At 64.7% G+C, this 18,923-nt stretch carries 22 protein-coding genes; 4 read left to right on the top strand and 18 right to left on the bottom strand.

The annotated features are described in order from the left end of the window. Window positions 1-111: 111 nt before the first annotated feature. The 4 genes from ACFFJK_RS10915 (at window position 112) to ACFFJK_RS10900 (ending at window position 5,633) form a co-directional block, all read left to right on the top strand. Entirely contained in the window at window positions 112-594 is a 483-nt protein-coding gene (locus ACFFJK_RS10915) for a hypothetical protein (RefSeq protein ID WP_379679154.1), read from the top strand. Window positions 595-717: 123 nt separating this feature from the next. Beyond that, window positions 718-2,619 carry a DUF885 domain-containing protein gene (locus ACFFJK_RS10910; protein WP_379679153.1) on the top strand — a complete coding sequence of 634 codons (1,902 nt, stop codon included), beginning with the start codon at window positions 718-720 and terminating at the stop codon, window positions 2,617-2,619. A 316-nt stretch (window positions 2,620-2,935) separates the two neighbouring features. Then, the gene (locus ACFFJK_RS10905; RefSeq protein ID WP_379679152.1) at window positions 2,936-4,672 is read left to right on the top strand and encodes an extracellular catalytic domain type 1 short-chain-length polyhydroxyalkanoate depolymerase; all 1,737 of its coding nucleotides are present in this window, start codon (window positions 2,936-2,938) and stop codon (window positions 4,670-4,672) included. A 151-nt stretch (window positions 4,673-4,823) separates the two neighbouring features. Next, window positions 4,824-5,633, top strand: coding sequence for a CsgG/HfaB family protein (locus ACFFJK_RS10900; protein ID WP_379679151.1), 810 nt, complete (start codon window positions 4,824-4,826; stop codon window positions 5,631-5,633). An 11-nt stretch (window positions 5,634-5,644) separates the two neighbouring features. Here ACFFJK_RS10900 and tatC read toward each other — a convergent pair whose 3' ends face one another. From tatC to ACFFJK_RS10810, 18 genes are all read right to left on the bottom strand, one after another. After that, on the bottom strand, window positions 5,645-6,400 hold the full coding sequence (tatC, locus tag ACFFJK_RS10895) for a twin-arginine translocase subunit TatC (protein WP_379679150.1): 756 nt from the start codon (window positions 6,398-6,400) through the stop codon (window positions 5,645-5,647). Beyond that, a complete protein-coding gene (gene tatB / locus ACFFJK_RS10890) occupies window positions 6,401-6,910 on the bottom strand; it encodes a Sec-independent protein translocase protein TatB (protein ID WP_379679149.1) in 510 nt (169 codons plus the stop codon). A 9-nt stretch (window positions 6,911-6,919) separates the two neighbouring features. Next, complete coding sequence (gene tatA, locus ACFFJK_RS10885) at window positions 6,920-7,171, bottom strand: Sec-independent protein translocase subunit TatA (protein ID WP_379679148.1); 252 nt, start codon at window positions 7,169-7,171, stop codon at window positions 6,920-6,922. A gap of 125 nt (window positions 7,172-7,296) precedes the next feature. Beyond that, entirely contained in the window at window positions 7,297-7,671 is a 375-nt protein-coding gene (locus ACFFJK_RS10880) for a histidine triad nucleotide-binding protein (RefSeq protein WP_379679147.1), read from the bottom strand. Between the two features lie 167 nt (window positions 7,672-7,838). Next, window positions 7,839-8,180: a phosphoribosyl-ATP diphosphatase gene (locus ACFFJK_RS10875; RefSeq protein WP_379679146.1), complete on the bottom strand. Its 342-nt coding sequence runs from the start codon at window positions 8,178-8,180 to the stop codon at window positions 7,839-7,841. Beyond that, a complete protein-coding gene (gene hisI / locus ACFFJK_RS10870; protein WP_379679145.1) occupies window positions 8,177-8,578 on the bottom strand; it encodes a phosphoribosyl-AMP cyclohydrolase in 402 nt (133 codons plus the stop codon). The genes ACFFJK_RS10875 and hisI overlap by 4 nt, the downstream gene beginning before the upstream one ends. Before the next feature lie 13 nt (window positions 8,579-8,591). After that, entirely contained in the window at window positions 8,592-9,353 is a 762-nt protein-coding gene (gene hisF, locus ACFFJK_RS10865) for an imidazole glycerol phosphate synthase subunit HisF (RefSeq protein ID WP_379679144.1), read from the bottom strand. A 170-nt stretch (window positions 9,354-9,523) separates the two neighbouring features. After that, entirely contained in the window at window positions 9,524-10,300 is a 777-nt protein-coding gene (gene hisA / locus ACFFJK_RS10860; protein ID WP_379679143.1) for a 1-(5-phosphoribosyl)-5-[(5-phosphoribosylamino)methylideneamino]imidazole-4-carboxamide isomerase, read from the bottom strand. A 40-nt stretch (window positions 10,301-10,340) separates the two neighbouring features. Continuing rightward, window positions 10,341-10,982: an imidazole glycerol phosphate synthase subunit HisH gene (gene hisH, locus ACFFJK_RS10855; RefSeq protein ID WP_379679142.1), complete on the bottom strand. Its 642-nt coding sequence runs from the start codon at window positions 10,980-10,982 to the stop codon at window positions 10,341-10,343. A 22-nt stretch (window positions 10,983-11,004) separates the two neighbouring features. Then, the gene (hisB, locus tag ACFFJK_RS10850; RefSeq protein WP_379679141.1) at window positions 11,005-11,595 is read right to left on the bottom strand and encodes an imidazoleglycerol-phosphate dehydratase HisB; all 591 of its coding nucleotides are present in this window, start codon (window positions 11,593-11,595) and stop codon (window positions 11,005-11,007) included. Between the two features lie 46 nt (window positions 11,596-11,641). Then, entirely contained in the window at window positions 11,642-12,745 is a 1,104-nt protein-coding gene (hisC, locus tag ACFFJK_RS10845) for a histidinol-phosphate transaminase (protein ID WP_379679184.1), read from the bottom strand. 8 nt (window positions 12,746-12,753) lie between these two features. Continuing rightward, window positions 12,754-13,584 carry a DNA-methyltransferase gene (locus ACFFJK_RS10840; protein WP_379679140.1) on the bottom strand — a complete coding sequence of 277 codons (831 nt, stop codon included), beginning with the start codon at window positions 13,582-13,584 and terminating at the stop codon, window positions 12,754-12,756. After that, complete coding sequence (hisD, locus tag ACFFJK_RS10835) at window positions 13,581-14,900, bottom strand: histidinol dehydrogenase (protein ID WP_379679139.1); 1,320 nt, start codon at window positions 14,898-14,900, stop codon at window positions 13,581-13,583. The genes ACFFJK_RS10840 and hisD overlap by 4 nt, the downstream gene beginning before the upstream one ends. A 15-nt stretch (window positions 14,901-14,915) precedes the next feature. Beyond that, complete coding sequence (gene hisG / locus ACFFJK_RS10830; RefSeq protein ID WP_379679138.1) at window positions 14,916-15,590, bottom strand: ATP phosphoribosyltransferase; 675 nt, start codon at window positions 15,588-15,590, stop codon at window positions 14,916-14,918. Then, the gene (gene murA, locus ACFFJK_RS10825) at window positions 15,587-16,843 is read right to left on the bottom strand and encodes a UDP-N-acetylglucosamine 1-carboxyvinyltransferase (protein ID WP_379679137.1); all 1,257 of its coding nucleotides are present in this window, start codon (window positions 16,841-16,843) and stop codon (window positions 15,587-15,589) included. Before murA ends, hisG begins: the two co-directional genes overlap by 4 nt. Before the next feature lie 2 nt (window positions 16,844-16,845). Further along, window positions 16,846-17,082, bottom strand: a complete 237-nt coding sequence (locus tag ACFFJK_RS10820) for a BolA family protein (protein ID WP_313030012.1) — start codon at window positions 17,080-17,082, stop codon at window positions 16,846-16,848. A 49-nt stretch (window positions 17,083-17,131) separates the two neighbouring features. After that, complete coding sequence (locus ACFFJK_RS10815; RefSeq protein WP_379679136.1) at window positions 17,132-17,899, bottom strand: ABC transporter permease; 768 nt, start codon at window positions 17,897-17,899, stop codon at window positions 17,132-17,134. Continuing rightward, a complete protein-coding gene (locus ACFFJK_RS10810; protein ID WP_379679135.1) occupies window positions 17,896-18,819 on the bottom strand; it encodes an ABC transporter ATP-binding protein in 924 nt (307 codons plus the stop codon). Before ACFFJK_RS10810 ends, ACFFJK_RS10815 begins: the two co-directional genes overlap by 4 nt. Window positions 18,820-18,923 lie beyond the last annotated feature (104 nt).

Genomic DNA, 18,923 nt, shown 5'->3' with positions numbered 1-18,923 from the left:
CCGCGCATTCGACAATCGGTTGCGTTGCCACACTGCTCACACTGTTCGGACGCCTACTGGCGCAACGCGGCATTCCATGTGATCATGCCGCTTTTACGGAAGAGTAAAGCCATGGAACTGGACAAAGCGGCAACTGCCTCGCAAGCGCATGTCCTCGGCGTCAAATCCTGGCTGGCCTATGGCGGCGTGCTGGCCCTGGCCGTGGCGCTGTTCTTCGTCGCGCTGCCGCTGGCCTTCCTGTGGAACGATATCGCCGCCGCCGTCGTGCTGGTGCTGTCGGCGCTGCTGCTTGCCTACCGCTTCCTGATGGTGCGCAGCGTGCAGCTGTACTACGATGACGTGGGCGTGTGGGTGGTATCCGGCGTCCTGCCGTGGAAACGGGACGTGCGCGGCATACAATGGCGCGACATCGGCGAGGCCACCTACGTCAACGGTTTCGTCAGCTGGGCGACCCGTTCCACCACGGTATTCATCGGCCACCGTTTTACGCGCGGGAGCGGGATCGTCCTGCACCACATCGCCGGAGGACGCCGGGCCGTCGAGACCATCAACGCCACCCACCGGGACATGGTGCGCTCGGGCGCCATCGAATAAGCCTGCTGTGTCGGAATGTTTCAGCCGCCCGCAAGCGTCCTGAATGGTGCTACTCTTCTCGGGCTCCGCCCAGCGCTTGCCGCGCGGAGGAAGCCGACCTTTAATCCATAGGGTTCGAACAGGATGATGAAAACGAAAATCGCGCTAGCTGTCCTGCTGGCGAGTTTCGCGCTGGCGCCAGCCAGCGCCAAGACCACCAAGCCCGCCAAGGGCAAGGCGAAAGCCGCCAAGGTGGTCAAATCGAAGGCAAACGACAAACGCAAGCCGACGGCGCCGGTCAAGAAGGCCGCGGTTGCCACCGCCGCTGCCGCCACTGCCGTCGCCGCCGCACCAACGGCAAGCGCTTCCGCCAGGCGCCTGGACCGCCGCTTCGATTCCATGAGCATGCAGTACCTGACGGCCCTGTGGCGCATCGACCCGGAAGGCGGCATCTACGTCGGCAAGTTCGACCAGGCCGCAAATCTCACCATTCCCGACGCCGCCACCCGCGCGAAAAAGCTCGCCTTCGCCAACGAATGGCTGGACAAGTTGGGCAAGCTCGATACCAGGCAGCTGTCGTCGCGCCAGCGCACCGACCTGGCCCTGCTGGTGAACAAGCTGGAGAAGGACCGCTGGAACCTGACCACCTGGCGCGAGCATGAGTGGAACCCGGCGCTGTACAACGTCGCCCAGCCACTCGACCTGATCCTGAACACCGGCTACGCCTCCAAGCCGCAGCGCCTGCGCACCATCCTCAGGCGCCTGGCCGAGGTGCCCGCCTTCTACGAGGCGGCGCAGGCGTCGATCGCCAACCCCACCCGCGAGCATACCCAGCTCGCCATCGGGCAGGCGCCGGGCACCATCGCCGTGCTGGCCGACCTGGGCAAGGCGGCGCAGGAATCGACCCTGACCGTGCAGGAAAAGGCGATCTTCGCGCAGCGCATCGCCAACGCCGGCACCGCGGTGCTGGGCTATGTGGACTTCCTGACGGCGCTGGACAGGAACATGACGAATGGTACGGTCAAGCCACGGCCCTTCCGCGCCGGGAAGGACCTGTACGAGCAGAAGTTCGCGCTCGAGATCCAGTCCTCGAGCAGCGCCGAGCAGACCTTCCGCAAGGCCCTGGCCACGCGCGAAGAGCTGCTCGCCCGCATGGACACGATCTCGGACGAGCTGTGGCCGCGCTACATGGAAGGCAGGGCCAAGCCGCGCGACCGCTTCAAGAAGATCGGCATGATGATCGACAAGCTGTCCGAGCGCCACGTCTCGCGCGAGGACTTCCTGCCCGAGATCCGGCGCCAGATCCCGGCACTGCACAAGTTCGTCACCGAGCGCAACCTGCTCACGCTCGACGCCGACAAGCCGCTGGAGGTGCGCGAGACGCCGATGTACCAGCGCGGCGTGGCCGGCGCCAGCATCGATGCCCCGGGCCCCTACCGCCCGAAGGACAAGACCTATTACAACGTCACGCCGCTGGACAACCTCACACCGGAACAGGCCGAGAGCAGCCTGCGCGAGTACAACGAGTGGATCCTGCAGATCCTGAACATCCATGAGGCGATTCCCGGGCACTACGCCCAGCTGGTGTATGCGAACCGCTCGCCTTCCCTCATAAAATCCTTGTTCGGGAACGGCGCCATGGTCGAGGGCTGGGCCGTGTACGGCGAGCGCATGATGCTGGAGAACGGCTACGGCGACAACGCGCCCGAGATGTGGCTGATGTACTCCAAGTGGAACCTGCGCAGCGTCACCAACACGATCCTCGACTACGGCGTGCACGTGCTGGGCATGGGGCAGCCGGAAGCGATCGACCTGCTGGTGCGCCAGGCCTTCCAGACCCGCCAGGAAGCCGACGAAAAGTGGCGCCGGGTGACGCTCACCTCGGTGCAGCTGACCAGCTACTTCAGCGGCTACGAGCAGATCATGGCCCTGCGCGAGCGCCGCAAGCAGCAGCTGGGCGAACGCTTCGACCTGAAGGAATTCCACGACCAGTTCCTCAGCTACGGCAATGCGCCGGTGAAGATGATCTCGGAGCTGATGCAATAGCAATGTTTTGATTTTGCACAGGAATGCGCCTGTGCAAAAGCGCACAAGCAGCGTGCTCGCGCGCTAGCTTGTGCGCAATATCTCCAAGGCTAGAATGGATATGCAGCTCCCATAACCATTGGCACCAATGCGCCATCAGCCGGAGACATCCATGACTTCCCTTCCCGCACCGGCGTCCTGACGGACGCAGCCCGCCAGTCTTTCCTCTTGTTTCACGGGTTTCACCGAACTCCGCTTGCGGAACCGGCATGGTGTCGTCACGTCCATCCGAAGGCGGCAACGTAGCACTGACAACGAACAGAACGGAGACTTTCACATGGCATGCATTCTCGAACGGGCCGCGCTGGCCGCCTGCCTGGCGCTGGCCGTCGCGGCGCCGGCGTCCGCGCAACTCCAGGCCGGACCCGGCACCTGGAGCGCGAACCAGACCTGGGCCACCGACACCACCAATGGCGGCGCCCTCACCGGCTACTACTACTGGCCTTCCACCGCGCCGGCGTTGGGCGGCAAGCGCGCCCTCGTGCTGGTGCTGCACGGCTGCGCCCAGACCGCGGCGAACGACGTCATCTCGAGCACCAGCGACGCCGGCTACAACTGGAAGGCGGCAGCCGACCAGTACGGCGCCGTGATCCTGGCGCCGAATGCCACCGGCAACCTGTACGGGGCCCACTGCTGGGACTGGGCCGCCACCAACCGCAGCCGCAGCTACGGCCACAACGCGGTGCTGCTCGACCTGATCAACCGTTTTGTGAGCAACCCGCAGTATGCAATCGACCCGAAGCAGATCTATGTCGCCGGCCTGTCTTCGGGCGGCGCCAAGACCATGGTGCTGGGCTGCGTGGCGCCCGACATCTTCGCCGGCATCGGCATCAATGCCGGCCCGGCGCCGACCGTGTCGACCTCGCAGATCTCGATGGTCCCCTCGGGCACCACGTCTTCCAGCGTGGCCAGCAGCTGCACGTCATGGGCCGGCAGCAACGCCAGCCACTTCTCGACGCAGGTGGCGGGCGTCATCTGGGGCACCAACGACTACACCGTGGCGCAGGCCTACGGCCCCCTGAATGCCGCGGCCATGCGCCAGGTCTATGGCGGCACCTACACGAAGGCTGCGACGGTTGCGGTGCCGACCGGCGGCAACAACGTTCCCTACCTTGATGCCAACGGCAAGCTGCGCACTTCGGAGATCACGGTTACCGGCATGGGCCACGCCTGGCCGGCCGGCACCGGCGGCCAGAACAGCAACTACGTCGACGCCACCAAGGTGAACTACCCGGCGTTCGTGATGGATTTCTGGTTCAGGAACAACCTGCGGGTGGCGCGCGCCGCGCCGCCGTCGATGAGCTCCTGCAGCGCAAGCGTGTCGGGCTCCACGATCACCGTGAACGGCGCGGCGACCGACACCGCGGGGGCGATCGGCAGCTACCGCGTGGTGCTGGACGGCCCGAGCCCGGTGGACGACAGCGCGGCCGGCAGCGGCGCCAGCTTCAGCAAGGCGTATGCGGCGCGCGCCGACGGTTATTATTCGGGCACGGTCACGGCGACCAACAGCACGACCGGCCTGACCTCGACCGCCTGCACCATTTCGCAGTTCCTGGTCGGGACGGCGCCGGCCCTGCAGGCGCCAAGCGGTCTGGCGGTCGGTGCGCGCACCGCGAACAGCATTGCGCTGTCGTGGAACGCGTCGAACGGCGCCACCGGCTACAACCTGTACCGCAACGGCGCCAGGGTGAACGGCACGCCGCTCGCCAGCACGAACTACACCGATGGCGGCCTGGCGGCTGCGACCAGCTACACCTACCAGGTGTCGGCCGTGAATAACAGCGTGGAAAGCGCGAAGTCCACCGGCGTCACCGCCAGCACGACCTCGGGCTTCGTGTGCACGACGACCACGGCCAGCAACTACGCCCACGTGACGGCGGGGCGAGCGTACAACAGCGGCGGCTATGCGCTGGCCAACGGGTCGAACCAGAACATGGGGCTGAACAACACGTTCTACACCACGACACTGGCGCAGACCTCGGCGGGCTACTACATTATCGGCAACTGTCCATGAGCGGCCCGGCAGGATGAGCGGAACCGGGGCCCGGCCCCGGTTTTGTCATGGATCGGTGTCAGGCAACAGCTTGCTTGAGCGGAAATAAGCCGTCCCGGGGCGTGATTCGTAGCATGGGGTGTTCCCTTTTTTCACCATAAGGATGCCCTGAATGAAATCGACTTCGCCATTACTGCTGCTCGCTTCCCTGACCGCGTCATTGTCACTCGGCGGTTGCGCCACGACACCCAGCATCGGCGCTTCCGGCGCCAAGACGGTCGCCACCGGCTCGGCCGGCGGCGCCGCGTCGATCGGCGCCAACGAGCAGCTCGAACGTTGCGATAAAAGCCTGGGCACGCTGGCCATCGTCGAGGAAGCGAACCAGCCATGGCTGAACCAGTTCACCGCCGAGTACCGCATGCAGAGCACGGTGCCGCTGCTGCGCATGATCATCCAGCAGTCGAACTGCTTCGTCATCGTCGAGCGCGGCCAGGCCTTGCGCAGCATGCAGGGCGAGCGCGCGCTGATGGAATCGGGAGAACTGCGCAGGACCAGCAATGTCGGCAAGGGCATGATGGCCGCCGCCGACTACACCATGACGCCCTCGATCACCTTCAGCCAGAAGGGTACCGGCGGGCTCAACGGATTGGTGGGCGGCAGGGTCGGCGTGGTCGCCTCGCTGATCGGCGGCTCGATGAAGTCCAACGAGGCCTCGACCATGCTGCTGCTGGCCGATAACCGCTCGGGCGTGCAACTGGCGGCGGCCGAGGGCAGCGCGCAGAACTGGGACTTCGGCATCCTGGCCGGCTTTTTCCGCGGCGGCCTCGCAGGCGCACACGGCTTCAGCAACTCGCCACAGGGCAAGGTGCTGGCGGCATCCTTCATGGATTCGTACAACCAGATGGTAAAGGCGGTGCGTACCTACAAGGCGCAGTCGGTGGAGGGCGGACTGGGCAACAGCGGCGTGCTCAGGTCCAACTGAGCACGGTCTGCTTAGGCGTGCTCCTCGGGGGCACGCGTGACGCGCGCGAAAATCGGCGCGATGATCAAGCCCAGCTCGTAGAGCAGGCACATCGGGATGGCCAGTGCCAGCTGGCTGACCACGTCCGGCGGCGTGACGATGGCGGCGATCACGAAGGCGCCGACGATCACGTAGGAGCGGATCGCCTTGAGCTTTTCGAGGCTGACGATGCCCATGCGCACCAGGATTACGACCACCACCGGCACCTCGAAGGTGACGCCGAAGGCCAGGCACATCGACATGACGAAATCGAGGTAGTTCTCGATGTCCGGCGTGACGGCGATCGACGCCGGCGCGAACTCGCCGATGAACTGGAACACGCGCCCGAACACGAGAAAATAGCAGAACGCGACGCCGCCGACGAACAGCAGCGAGGACGACACCACCAGCGGCAGCACCAGCCGCTTCTCGTGCGCGTACAGGCCGGGCGCCACGAAGGCCCATAGCTGGTAGAACACCCAGGGCAGTGCCAGGATGAAAGCCAGCAGCAGCGTGACCTTCATCGGCACCAGGAAAGGCGAGATGACGCCGGTAGCAATCATCTTCGAGCCGGCCGGCAGCGAGGCGATCATCGGCGCAGCCAGCAGATCGTAGATCTGCGCGGGCCCGGGCCAGATGAACAGGGCCGCGCAGGCGATGGCGATCCCGATCGACGCCTTGACCAGGCGGTCACGCAGCTCGACGAGGTGGGAAATGAAGGTTTCTTCGCCTGCGGCTTCTTCGGTCATCTAGAAAAAGGTAGTCTTGGATTTGCTGGAGCCCGGCCGGAACTTGCGCACGCGCGCAGCGCCGGACAGCACATGGGTCTTGCCGCCGTTGCGGTGCTTGTACCAGGCCGGCACGCTTGATGTGCGCACCAGCTTCTTGCGGCGGAAGTCGCGCGCCTTGCGCTCGATATCGCTGGTGCTGACGAACGACGGGGACGACGCTGCCGGGGAAGAAGACGCCGCGTCGCGCCCGTCCCACAGCGCTTCGACTTCGTCGACGTGACTGGCCACGGACTGCTCGACCTCGTCCTTGAACGATTGCGCGCTCTCGTGCACTTCCTTGTGCAGGTTGCGCAGCTCGTCGAGCTCGATCTCGCGGCTGACCTCGGACTTGACGTCGTGCAGGTAGCGCTGGGCGCGGCCGTACAGCGTGCCCGCCATGCGCGCCACTTTCGGCAGCTTTTCGGGGCCGATCACAACCAGCGCGACAACGCCGATGACCGCGAGTTTGGTCAGTCCGAGATCGATCATGCCCGGATATTAATGACGGGTCTTTTCGCGGGTTTCCACGTCGATGGTCGACTTGTCGGCGACCTGCTGTGGCTGCTGCGGCTGGCCGGTCGACGCGGTAGCGTTCGGATTCGCCTTGTCATCCTCGCCCTTCACGCCGTCCTTGAAGCCCTTGACGGCCTTGCCGAGGTCGGAACCCATATTGCTGATCTTCTTGGTGCCGAACACCAGCATCACGACCACCAGGACAATGACCCAGTGCCAAATACTCATCGAACCCATGCTTTTCTCCTTGCAAGGCGCACGCGCCTGTAAATCGGGAAATCTTCTATTTCAGTATACGCCATGCGGGCTTGCTTGCTTTACTTATTGCCCGGCTTCCTGGCTATTCGCAGCCTGGCCCCGGCTCAGGTGCCCAGGCCGCGCCACGGGCGCTTGCCGCCATACATGTGCAGGTGCAGGTGGTACACCTCCTGCCCGCCATCCGGCCCGCTGTTGATCAAGGTCTTGAAGCCGCCGCTGCGTCCGCCGTTGCCGTCGTCCTTGACAGCAACACCGTGTTCCTCCGCAAGCTTCGGCGCCAGCGCCAGCATCTTGCCCAGCACGGCGGCATGCTCCATGCCGCAGTCCGAGAGCGTGTCCACGTGCTGCTTCGGGATCACCAGCAAATGCACCGGAGCGGCCGGATTGATGTCCTTGAACGCCAGCACGTCGTCGTCTTCATACACGACGCTGGCCGGGATTTGCTTGGCAACGATCTTGCAGAAAATGCAGTTGTCCATCTTGTCTCCAGATTTATTACAGCGTTTCCTGCAGTTTTACCTGGCCAGGAAACCCGTGCATCCTACCGGTCCCGCATGACAGCGGCATGACGACAGCGGCGCGGTGGATGTCCGATTATGACACCGGATGCCGGGAAGGCAAGTGCAAGTGGGTACTTACTGATCTATTATTGCCCGGTACGCGACGCTTTTTCGTCGATTCCCGACACGCCTTCGCGCCGTGCCAGCTCGTCGATCACCTGCTGCGGCGTCAAACCGAACTGCGACAGCAGCACCATCGTGTGGAACCACAGGTCGGCCGTCTCGTACAGTACCTTGGACGCGTCGCCGGAAACGCGTGCGTCCTTGGCGGCCATGACGGTTTCGGTGGCTTCCTCGCCGATCTTCTTGAGGATGGCGTCGTCGCCCTTGCTGAACAGCTTCGCGACGTAGGAGGTTGCGGGGTCGCCGCCGTGTTCCGGCTTGCGCGACTCGATCACGGCCGCGACGCGGGCCAGGATTTCGCTCATGAAGGTTTCTTCTTGGTGTAGATGGTGTCGGGGTCCTGCAGCACGGGGTCCACCGCCTGCCAGTCCTCGCCGTCGAATTGTTGGAAGAAGCAGGAATGGCGTCCGGTGTGGCAGGCGATCCCGCCGGCCTGCTCGATCTTCAGGAGCACCACGTCTTCGTCGCAGTCGAGGCGGATCTCGACTACCTTCTGCGTGTGGCCTGACTCCTCTCCCTTGTGCCAAAGCTTCTTGCGCGAACGGCTCCAGTAGACGGCTTCGCCCAGCTCCACCGTCTTCGCAAGCGCATCCCGGTTCATCCAGGCGAACATCAGGATGTCGCCGGTTGCGGCTTCCTGGGCGATCACCGGCACCAGGCCGTTCTCGTCCCAGCGGACCTTGTTGAGCCACTTGTTCGGCATAGTTTTTTCTCGTTCAATCCAGGCGCATCGGGATGCCACGATCAAGCATGAAGCGCTTGGCCTCGCCGACCGTATGCTGCCCGTAGTGGAAGATGCTGGCGGCCAGCACCGCATCGGCGTGGCCCTCCAGGATGCCGTCGGCCAGGTCCTGCAGCCCGCCGACGCCGCCCGAGGCGATCACGGAAATGCCGACCGCGTCGGACACGGCGCGGGTCAGGCCCAGGTCGAAGCCGGACTTGGTGCCGTCACGGTCCATGGAAGTGAGCAGCAACTCACCTGCGCCGAGCGACTCCATCTTGCGCGCCCAGTCGACCGCATCCAGCCCGGTCGGGTTGCGCCCGCCGTGGGTGAAGACTTCCCATTTGCCGGGTGCGACCTGCTTGGCGTCGATCGCCACCACGATGCACTGCGAACCGTGCTTCTGCGAGGCGTCGAACACCAGCTGCGGGTTGGTGACGGCCGAGGTGTTCATCGACACCTTGTCGGCGCCGGCATTGAGCAGGCGCCGCACGTCCTCGACCTTGCGCACACCGCCGCCGACGGCGAGCGGGATGAACACGGTCGAGGCCACCGCTTCGATGATCGGCAGGATCAGGTCGCGGCCGTCGCTCGAGGCGGTGATGTCGAGGAAGGTGATTTCGTCCGCGCCTTGTCCGTCATAGCGGCGCGCGATCTCGACCGGATCGCCGGCATCGCGCAGCTCGGTGAAGTTGACGCCCTTGACCACACGGCCGCCGGTAACGTCGAGGCAGGGGATGATGCGTTTTGCGAGCATAAAAATTCAGCGGTAGCCAAGACCTTCGTTAGCCTGGAAACCGTCGTTCCCGCGCAGGCGGGAACCCAATTCCTGTGTTCAGTGTGAACGCATGCAACGTGACGTGCATGCAAGATTGGATCCCCGCCTACGCGGGGATGACGGCTCGGAGGATGGTGGTCCTGAAAGCCTTACGCCTGCGCTCCTTCCGTCAGCTCATCGGCCCGCTCCTGGGCCGACGTCAGGTCGAGCGTGCCTTCGTAGATCGAACGCCCGCAGATCACGCCTTCGATGCCCTCGTCCTGCACCGCGCACAGCGCTTCGACGTCGGCCAGGTTGTGCACGCCGCCGGAAGCGATGATCGGGATTTTCACGGCTTGCGCCAGCTTGACGGTCGCTTCGATGTTCACGCCGCCCATCATGCCGTCGCGGCCGATGTCGGTGTAGACGATCGATTCGACGCCATACCCCTCGAACTTCTTGGCCAGGTCAATGACTTCGTGGCCGGACATCTTGCTCCAGCCGTCGGTGGCGACCTTGCCGTCCTTGGCATCCAGGCCGACGATGATCGAACCCGGGAAGGCGCCGCAGGCGTCGTGCAGGAAGCCCGGGTTCTTCACCGCGGCGGTGCCGACGATGATGTAGGTGATGCCGTCGTCGAGGTAGCGCTCGATGGTGTCGAGGTCGCGGATGCCGCCGCCCAGCTGGACCGGGATCTCGTCGATCCCGTTCTCTTCGGCGTACTCCTGCACGGTCTGCAGGATCGACTTGATCGCCGTCTCGTTCTTCGGCTTGCCTGCGAAGGCGCCGTTCAGGTCCACCAGGTGCAGGCGGCGTGCGCCTTTCTTCAGCCAGTGCAGCGCCATTTCGGCGGGGTCTTCGGAAAACACGGTGGCGAGGTCCATATCGCCCTGTTTCAGGCGGACGCAGTGACCGTCTTTGAGGTCGATGGCGGGGATCAGCAGCATGGTCGTTGTCGGTTGGTTGACGATGGAAGCGAACGAAGGTTCAAGGATTCCAGTGGATGAAATTGCGGTACAGGCGCAAGCCGGCGGCAGCGCTCTTCTCGGGGTGGAACTGGGTGGCGACGAGGTTGTCGCGCGCGACGGCACAGGTGTACATGCCGCCATAGTCTGCTTCGCCGATCGTGTCGGCTGCCTGCTCGGGCACGGCGTAGTAGCTGTGCACGAAATAAAAATAGCTGCCGTCCTCGACGCCTTCCCACAGCGGGTGGACGCGGGTCTGGCGCACCCGGTTCCAGCCCATCTGCGGGACCTTGAAGCGCGAGCCGTCCGCCTGGCGCTTGCCGTCGAGCTGGAAGCGCACCACCCTGCCCGGCAACAGGCCCAGGCCCGGCGTGCCCTCGTTTTCCTCGCTCTCGTCGAACAGCATCTGCTCGCCCACGCACACGCCCATCACCGGGCGGTTCTTCACGGCGCGCAGCAGCGCTTCCTCGGCACCGGATTCGCGCAGGCTGCGCATGCAGTCCCGCATCGCGCCCTGGCCCGGCAGCACGACGCGGTCGGCCGCATCGATGTCCTGCGGCTTGTTCGAGACCAGGATATCGGCTTCGGGCGCGGCCGCGCGCAGCGCCTGCGCCACCGAGCGCAGGTTACCGAGGCCGTCGACCACTACAATCTTGTTCGTCATGGTGGATCGCTCAGTTGCCCGATTAAAGGCTGCCCTTGGTCGAAGGAATGATGCCGGCGGCACGCTCGTCCAACGCCGTGGCCATGCGCAGCGCACGTCCAAAGGCCTTGAACACGGTCTCGCACTGGTGGTGTGCGTTCACGCCACGCAGGTTGTCGATGTGCAGGGTCACGCCGGCGTGGTTGACGAAGCCGCGGAAGAATTCGCCCGTCAGGTCCACGTCGAAGGTGCCGATCATGGCGCGCGTCCATGGGATATGCATTTCCAGGCCCGGACGGCCGGAAAAATCGATGACCACGCGCGACAGCGCTTCGTCCAGCGGCACGTAGGAATGGCCGTAGCGCACCATGCCCTTCTTGTCGCCCACGGCCTTGGCCACCGCCATGCCGAGGGTGATGCCGGTGTCCTCGACGGTGTGGTGGGCATCGATGTGCAGGTCGCCAACGGCGTCGACTTCGAGGTCGATCATGCCATGGCGCGCGATCTGGTCGAGCATGTGGTCGAGGAAAGGGACGCCGGTGTTCAGTTTCTGGCGACCGGTGCCGTCGAGGTTGATCGCGACGCGGATCTGCGTCTCGTTGGTGTTGCGCGTGATTTCGGCGGTGCGGGTCATTGCTAGGTGCTCGTCGTTGCGGGTCTTCCGAAGGAAGAGCTGCTTTTTATAGGGACGCTTTCAGGGCATTCAGGAATGCGGTGTTTTCTTCAGGGGTGCTGACCGTCACGCGGATGCAGTTGGCCAGCATCTTGTCCATTTTACCCAAATTCTTAATCAGCACCTTTCCGCTGCGAAGTTGCGCGCAGGTCTTGTCCGCATCCGGCACGCGCATCGAGATGAAATTCGCGGCCGATGGAAACACTTCGACTCCCGGCAGCGCCGCCAGTTCGGCGGCCAGGCGCGTGCGCTCGGCGTTCAGCAACTCGGCCTGGCGGTCGAGCACGTCGAGGTGGTCGAGCGCGAACTCGGCGGCCACCTGGGTCAGCACGTTGACATTGTAGGGCGGGCGCACCTTCTCGAACTGCTCCAGCAGCTTGGCATCGCCCGACAGGTAGCCGAGGCGGATGCCGGCCAGGCCGAGCTTGGACAGGGTGCGCATCACGACCAGGTTCGGGAATTCCGGCAGGCGCCCCATGAAGCTCTTCCTGGCGAACGGCTGGTAGGCTTCGTCCACCACCGCGATGCCGGTCTCGCCCAGCGCGCGGATGATCGCCGCCATGTCGTCGGCGTCGAACAGGTTGCCGGTCGGGTTGTTCGGATAGGCCAGGAACAGCAGCGCCGGCCGGTGTTCTTCAATTGCCGCCAGCATCGCGTCGAGGTCGAGCGAGAAGTCGCTTTTCACGGGCACGCCGACGAAGTCGGCGCCGGCGAACTGGGCCGAGCGCGAGAACATCACGAAGGCCGGGGTCGGCGCCATGATTACGGCGCGCCGCGCGTCCGGCCCCCGGTCCTGGCGGGCCACGGCGGTGGCCATGATCGAGATGAGCTCGTCCGAACCGTTGCCGAGCAGGACATCGTAGCCCGGCGGGACGCCGAGTCCGGCGCAGATCTTGGCCTTGAGCGTGGCATAGGTCGCCACCGGATAGCGGTTCAGCGCGGCGTCGGCCAGGCGCTGGCCGAGTTCCGTGCGCAGCGCGTCCGGCAATTCATACGGGTTTTCCATCGCGTCGAGCTTGATGTAGCCGCTCGCGTCCGGCACGTGGTAGCTGGCGATGTTGCGGACATCCTCGCGGATGGTGTTCTCGATCAGCTTGTCGATCGCAGTCATGCTCGATGTCATGCGGTTTCCTCTTTCAGGGGCGCACTCTTCGCGGCGCTTTTGCGTGTTTTCTTGATCTTGCCGGCGACCGGCACCTCGGGCGCGGCCAGGCGCTCCCGGATGATGTCGCAGTAGGCGGGATTCAGTTCGAAGCCGGTGAAGCGGCGCCCGGTCTGGCGCGCCGCGATGGCGGTGGTGCCGCTGCCCATGAAGGGGTCGAGCACGATGCCGCCCGCCGGGCACGAGGCTTTCACCATGCGCTCGATGATCTCGAGCGGCTTCTGGGTCGGATGGTCGGCGCGTTCCGGATGCTCGCGGTGCAGGCGCGACACGCTCCACACGTCCTTCGGGTTGTAGCCCACTTCGAGCCACTTGGCGCCAATGAAAATCGCGCGCGAGCGCGCCTTTTTCGTCTCGGCGTCGTAGGGAATGCGCACGGCGTCGAGGTCGAAATAATAATCCTTGCGCTTGACGAAAAAACCGATCGTGTCGTGCACCGAAGAGAAGCTGCGCACGCTGCCGCCCATCGAGGGCACGCGGCGGTCCCAGATGATCTCGTTCATCATCGTCATGCGTTTTTTCAGCATGACGAAGATCTCCGGCGCGAAGCGCCACGTGAGAAAGATGTACAGGCTGCCGTTGGGTTTCAGTTTGGGCAGCGCCGCGTCGATCCACTGCTCAGTCCAGGCAAGATAGGCCTCGACGCTCTGCTGGTCGGAGGCGTTGCCGTAGTCCTTGCCCAGGTTGTAGGGCGGGTCGGTCAGGATCAGGTCGATGGAAGCGTCCGGGATGCGCGCCATTCCCGGCAGCGCATCCTCGCAGAAGACCTGGTCGACCCAATCGGTCATGATTTGATGCGCAGTTCTGCGCTGCGGGCGTGCGCCTGCAAGCCTTCGCCGTAGGCCAGCTCGGCTGCGACCTTGCCGAGCGTTTGCGCGCCCGCTTCGCTCACGTGGATGACCGACGAACGCTTCTGAAAATCGTAGACGCCCAGCGGCGAGGAGAAGCGCGCCGTGCGCGAGGTCGGCAGCACGTGGTTCGGGCCGCAGCAGTAGTCGCCCAGCGACTCCGACGAGAAGCGGCCGAGGAACATCGCGCCCGCGTGACGGATCTGATCGGCCCATTTCAACGGGTCGTCGGCCGAGATCTCGAGGTGCTCGGCGGCGATGGCGTTGGCGATTGCGCACGCCTCTTCCATGTCGCGCACCTTTACCAACGCCCCACGGTCGCTCAGGGAGGTCGTGATCGTCTCATGGCGCGGCATGGTCGGCAGCAGCTTGTGGATGCTCGCCTCGACGCGCGCGATGTAGTCCGCGTCCGGGCACAGCAGGATCGCCTGCGCCAGCTCGTCGTGCTCGGCCTGCGAGAACAGGTCCATCGCCACCCAGTCCGGGTCGGTGGTGCCGTCGCACAGCACCAGGATCTCGGACGGGCCGGCGATCATGTCGATGCCGACCGTGCCGAACACGCGGCGCTTGGCGGCGGCCACGTAGGCATTACCGGGGCCGACGATCTTGTCCACGGCGGGAATCGTCCCGGTGCCGTAGGCCAGCGCGCCGACGGCCTGGGCGCCGCCGATGGTGATCACGCGGGTGACGCCGGCAATCGCGGCGGCGGCCAGCACCATCTGGTTTTTCACGCCGTCCGGGGTGGGCACGACCATCACGATTTCCTGCACGCCCGCCACCTGGGCCGGAATCGCATTCATCAAGACCGAGGACGGGTACGCCGCCTTGCCGCCAGGGACATAGATGCCGACCCGGTCCAGCGGCGTCACGCGCTGGCCCAGCACGGTGCCGTCAGGCTCGGTGAAGGTAAAACCGTTCAGCTCCCCCTTCTGGCGTTCGTGGAAGACACGGATGCGTTCGGCTGCGGTACGCAATGCCGCGCGTTGCGCTTCCGGCAACGAGGCCAGGGCCGCATCCAGTTCGGCCTGCTTGACGTCGAAGGCCGCCATCGAGGACGCGCCGCCGTGCGGGATGCGGTCGAATTTGTTCGTGTATTCGAGCACGGCAGCGTCACCGCGATGCTTCACGTCCGCCAGGATCTTCGCGACTGCCGATTCGATGGCGTCATCGGTCTCGGCCTCGAAGGCCAGCAGCGCGTCGAGGGTCTGCTTGAAATCGGGTGCGGTGGAATCGAGCTTGCGGATCTGTACTGCCATCGGGTTTACCTTCGTTCAGCCTTGTTGTGACGATGCCCGCTGGAAGGCATCGAGGATCGGTTGCAGGCGCTCGCGCTTGAGCTTGAGCGCAGCCTGGTTGACCACCAGGCGCGAGGAGATGTCCATGATCTTCTCGACTTCGACCAGGTTGTTGGCGCGCAGGGTGCCGCCGGTCGAGACGACGTCGACGATCGCGTCGGACAGGCCGACCAACGGCGCCAGCTCCATCGAGCCGTACAGCTTGATCAGGTCGACGTGCACGCCCTTGCTCGCGAAATGCTCGCGTGCGGTGTTGACGAACTTGGTCGCCACGCGCAGGCGCGCACCCTGGCGCACCGCGGTCTCGTAGTCGAATCCGGCGTTCACCGCCACCGACATGCGGCAGCAGGCGATGCGCAGGTCGATCGGCTGGTACAGGCCTTCGCCGCCATGCTCGAGCAGCACGTCCTTGCCGGCCACGCCGAAGTCGGCCGCGCCGTGCTGGACATAGGTCGGCACGTCGCTGGCACGCACGATCAGCACGCGCACGCCGGGGTCGTTGGTCGGCAGGATCAGCTTGCGCGAGGTTTCCGGATTTTCAAGGACGGTGATGCCTGCCGCTTCGAGCAGCGGCAGGGTGTCTTCGAAGATGCGGCCCTTGGAGAGGGCCAGGATCAGGCCCGGCTCGGGAGATTTGCTTGTAATGGTCATTCCTTGATGCGCACGATGTCGGCGCCGACGGCCGAGAGTTTGACTTCCATGCGGTCATAGCCGCGGTCGAGGTGGTAGATGCGGTCCACGATGGTGGTGCCCTGCGCCGCCATGCCCGCGATCACCAGAGAAGCCGAGGCGCGCAGGTCGGTCGCCATCACCGGCGCCCCCACCAGGCGGTCGACGCCCTTGATGAAGGCGGTGTTGCCCTCGGTGGAGATCTGGGCGCCGAGGCGGTTCATCTCCTGCACGTGCATGAAGCGGTTCTCGAAAATGGTCTCGGTGACGCGGCTGGGGCCGTCGGCCAGGATGTTCACGGCCATGAACTGGGCCTGCATGTCGGTCGGGAAGCCCGGGTATTCGGTGGTGCGGAACGAGACCGGGTGCGGGCGTTTGTCCATGCGGGCGCGGATGGTGTCGCTGCCGACGTCCAGCTGCAGGCCGATCTCGCGCAGCTTGTCGAGCGCCACGTCGAAGATGTCGGTGCGGGTGTTGCGCAGCATGATGTCGCCGCCGGTGGCCGCCACCGCGCACAGGAAGGTCGCCGCTTCGATGCGGTCCGAGATCACGGCGTGCTGCGCGCCGTGCAGGCTTTCCACGCCCTGGATCACCAGGCGGTCGGTGCCGATGCCCTCGATCTTCGCGCCCATCGCCACCAGCAGGTTGGCCAGGTCCGTCACTTCCGGCTCGCGCGCGGCGTTTTCCAGCACCGTTTCGCCGTCGGCCAGCGTGGCGGCCATCAGGAGGTTCTCGGTGCCGGTGACGGTGATCATGTCGGTGTGGATGCGCGCTCCCTTGAGCTTTCCTGCCGTTCTGGCATGGATGTAGCCGCCCTCGATCGTGATCTCGGCGCCCATCTGGCGCAGGCCCTTGATGTGCTGGTCCACGGGGCGCGAGCCGATCGCGCAGCCGCCCGGCAGCGAGACCTTGGCCTGGCCGAAGCGCGCCAGCAGCGGACCGAGCACCAGGATCGAGGCGCGCATGGTCTTCACCAACTCATACGGCGCTTCCAGCGAGGTGATGTTCGCGCCATTCAGGGTGACGCGCTCGTCGTCCTGGGTCACCTGCAGGCCGGTCTGGGCCAGCAGCTTGAGGATGGTGCGTACGTCGTGCAGGCGCGGCACGTTCGACAGTTCGAGGTCGCCCGCGGTGAGCAGGCCCGCGCACAGGATGGGCAGCGCGGCGTTCTTGGCGCCCGAGATGGAGATGTCGCCGTTCAGGCGCTTGCCACCGACGATCTGGAGCTTGTCCATGTTTAGCCTTGGTACTCTTCAGGGGTGAGGGTTTTCATCGACAGCGCATGGATCTCTTCGCGCATGCGATCGCCGAGCGCGGCGTACACCAGCTGGTGGCGCTGGATCGGGCGCTTGCCGGCAAAGGCCGGCGACACGATGACGGCCGTGAAATGCTGGCCGTCGCCTTCCACCTGGAGGTGGGTGCATTCGAGGCCGGCGCTGATGTAGCTGTGAATCAGTTCTGGTGTGGTCGCCACGGTAACTCCAAAGAATTCTAAATGTGCTCGGTTTCGATGAATGACGCGCTTAGTGGCGCAATTTATAGCCACGTTTGAGCAGGTTGATCGCAATGGCCGCCAGCACCACGAAGAACACCGACACGATGGCCAGGCTGGTCCAGGGCGAGACGTCGGACTTGCCGAAGAATCCATAGCGGAACCCGTCAATCATATAAAAGAACGGGTTGAAATGCGAGACTGCGAGCCAGAACGGCGGCAGTTTTTGGATGGAATAGAACACACCGGCCAGGAAGGTGGCGGGCATGATCAGGAAGTTCTGGAACGCGGCCAGCTGGTCGAACTTCTCGGCCCAGATGCCGGCGATGACGCCCATGGTGCCGAGGATGGCTGCGCCCAGGAAGGCGAACACCACGATCCACAGCGGCGCGACAAAGCTCAGGTGGGCGAACCACGCGGTAATCACGAACACGCCGAAGCCGACCACGACGCCGCGCAGCACGGCAGCGCCCACGTAGGCCGACAGGATCTCGGCGTGCGACAGCGGCGGCAGCAGGATGAACACCAGGTTGCCGGTGATCTTCGACTGGATCAGCGACGAGGACGAGTTGGCGAACGCATTCTGCAGCACGCTCATCATCACCAGGCCCGGGATCAGGAAGGCGGTGTAGCTGACGCCGTCGAGCATCTCGACGCGGCCGTCCAGTACGTGGCCGAAGATCAGCAAATACAGCATCGCCGTCACGACCGGGGCGGCGATGGTCTGGGTCGCCACCTTCCAGAAGCGCAGCGACTCCTTGTAAAACAGGGTGCGGAAGCCGACTGAAAACAGACTCATTGCGGGCCTCCCGGTTGCTTGTCGCCGACGATCTGGAGGAAGATGTCCTCCAGGTCGGCCTGCTCCAGTTGCATCTCGTCGATCACGGCGCCGTTCGCGCGCAGGCTGGCCAGGATCGGCTCGACTTCGTTGACATCGTTGACGCGCAAGGTGTAGCGGTTGCCGTTGGTGTGCTCGTCGTGCGAGACCAGGTGGCGCAGGCCGTTCGGCAAGTCGCCGCTTTTCAAGTGCACCACCAGTTGCGAGCCCGACACGCGGCGCAGCAGTGCCGACATGGTGTCGAGCGCCACCACTTCGCCCAGTTTCAGCATGGCCACGCGCTGGCACATGGCCTGCGCTTCTTCAAGGTAGTGGGTGGTCAGGACCACGGTGTGGCCTTCGCGGTTCAGGCGCGAGATGAACTTCCACAGGGTCTGGCGCAGTTCGACGTCGACGCCGGCGGTCGGTTCGTCCAGCACGATGACCGGCGGCTTGTGCACCAGCGCCTGGGCCACCAGCACGCGGCGCTTCATGCCGCCCGACAGGGCGCGCATGTTCACGTCGGCCTTGTTGGTGAGGTCCAGGTTGTGCATCACCTCGTCGATCCAGGCATCGTTGTTCTTGATGCCGAAGTAGCCCGACTGCAGGCGCAGCGTCTCGCGCACCGTGAAGAAGGGGTCGAACACGAGTTCCTGCGGCACCACTCCCAAACGCTTGCGCGCTTCGCGGAAGTCGGTCACGACGTCGTGGCCGTGGATCTTGACGCTGCCGACGTCCGGGCGGATCAAGCCTGCCACGGTGGAGATCAAGGTGGTCTTGCCGGCGCCGTTGGGGCCGAGGAGGCCGAAGAACTCGCCTTCCTCGATGGTCATCGAAACGCCCTTCAGGGCCTTGAAACCCTTGTAGCTTTTCTCGACGCTGTTAATCTGGATCGCTGTCATTCTTGTTGGGAGGGGCGGCGCGAACGCGCCTGGACCGTGCGGGGAAACGACCCATTATAGGGGAAATCGCAAATACAAGAGGCCGGCGGGGATTTTTGCTGCGG

This window comes from Massilia consociata (genome assembly GCF_042432755.1).
GTDB lineage: Bacteria > Pseudomonadota > Gammaproteobacteria > Burkholderiales > Burkholderiaceae_D > Telluria > Telluria consociata.
The sequence above is the reverse complement of the archived record's forward strand: the minus strand, read 5'-3'. Positions and strand labels throughout refer to the sequence as shown.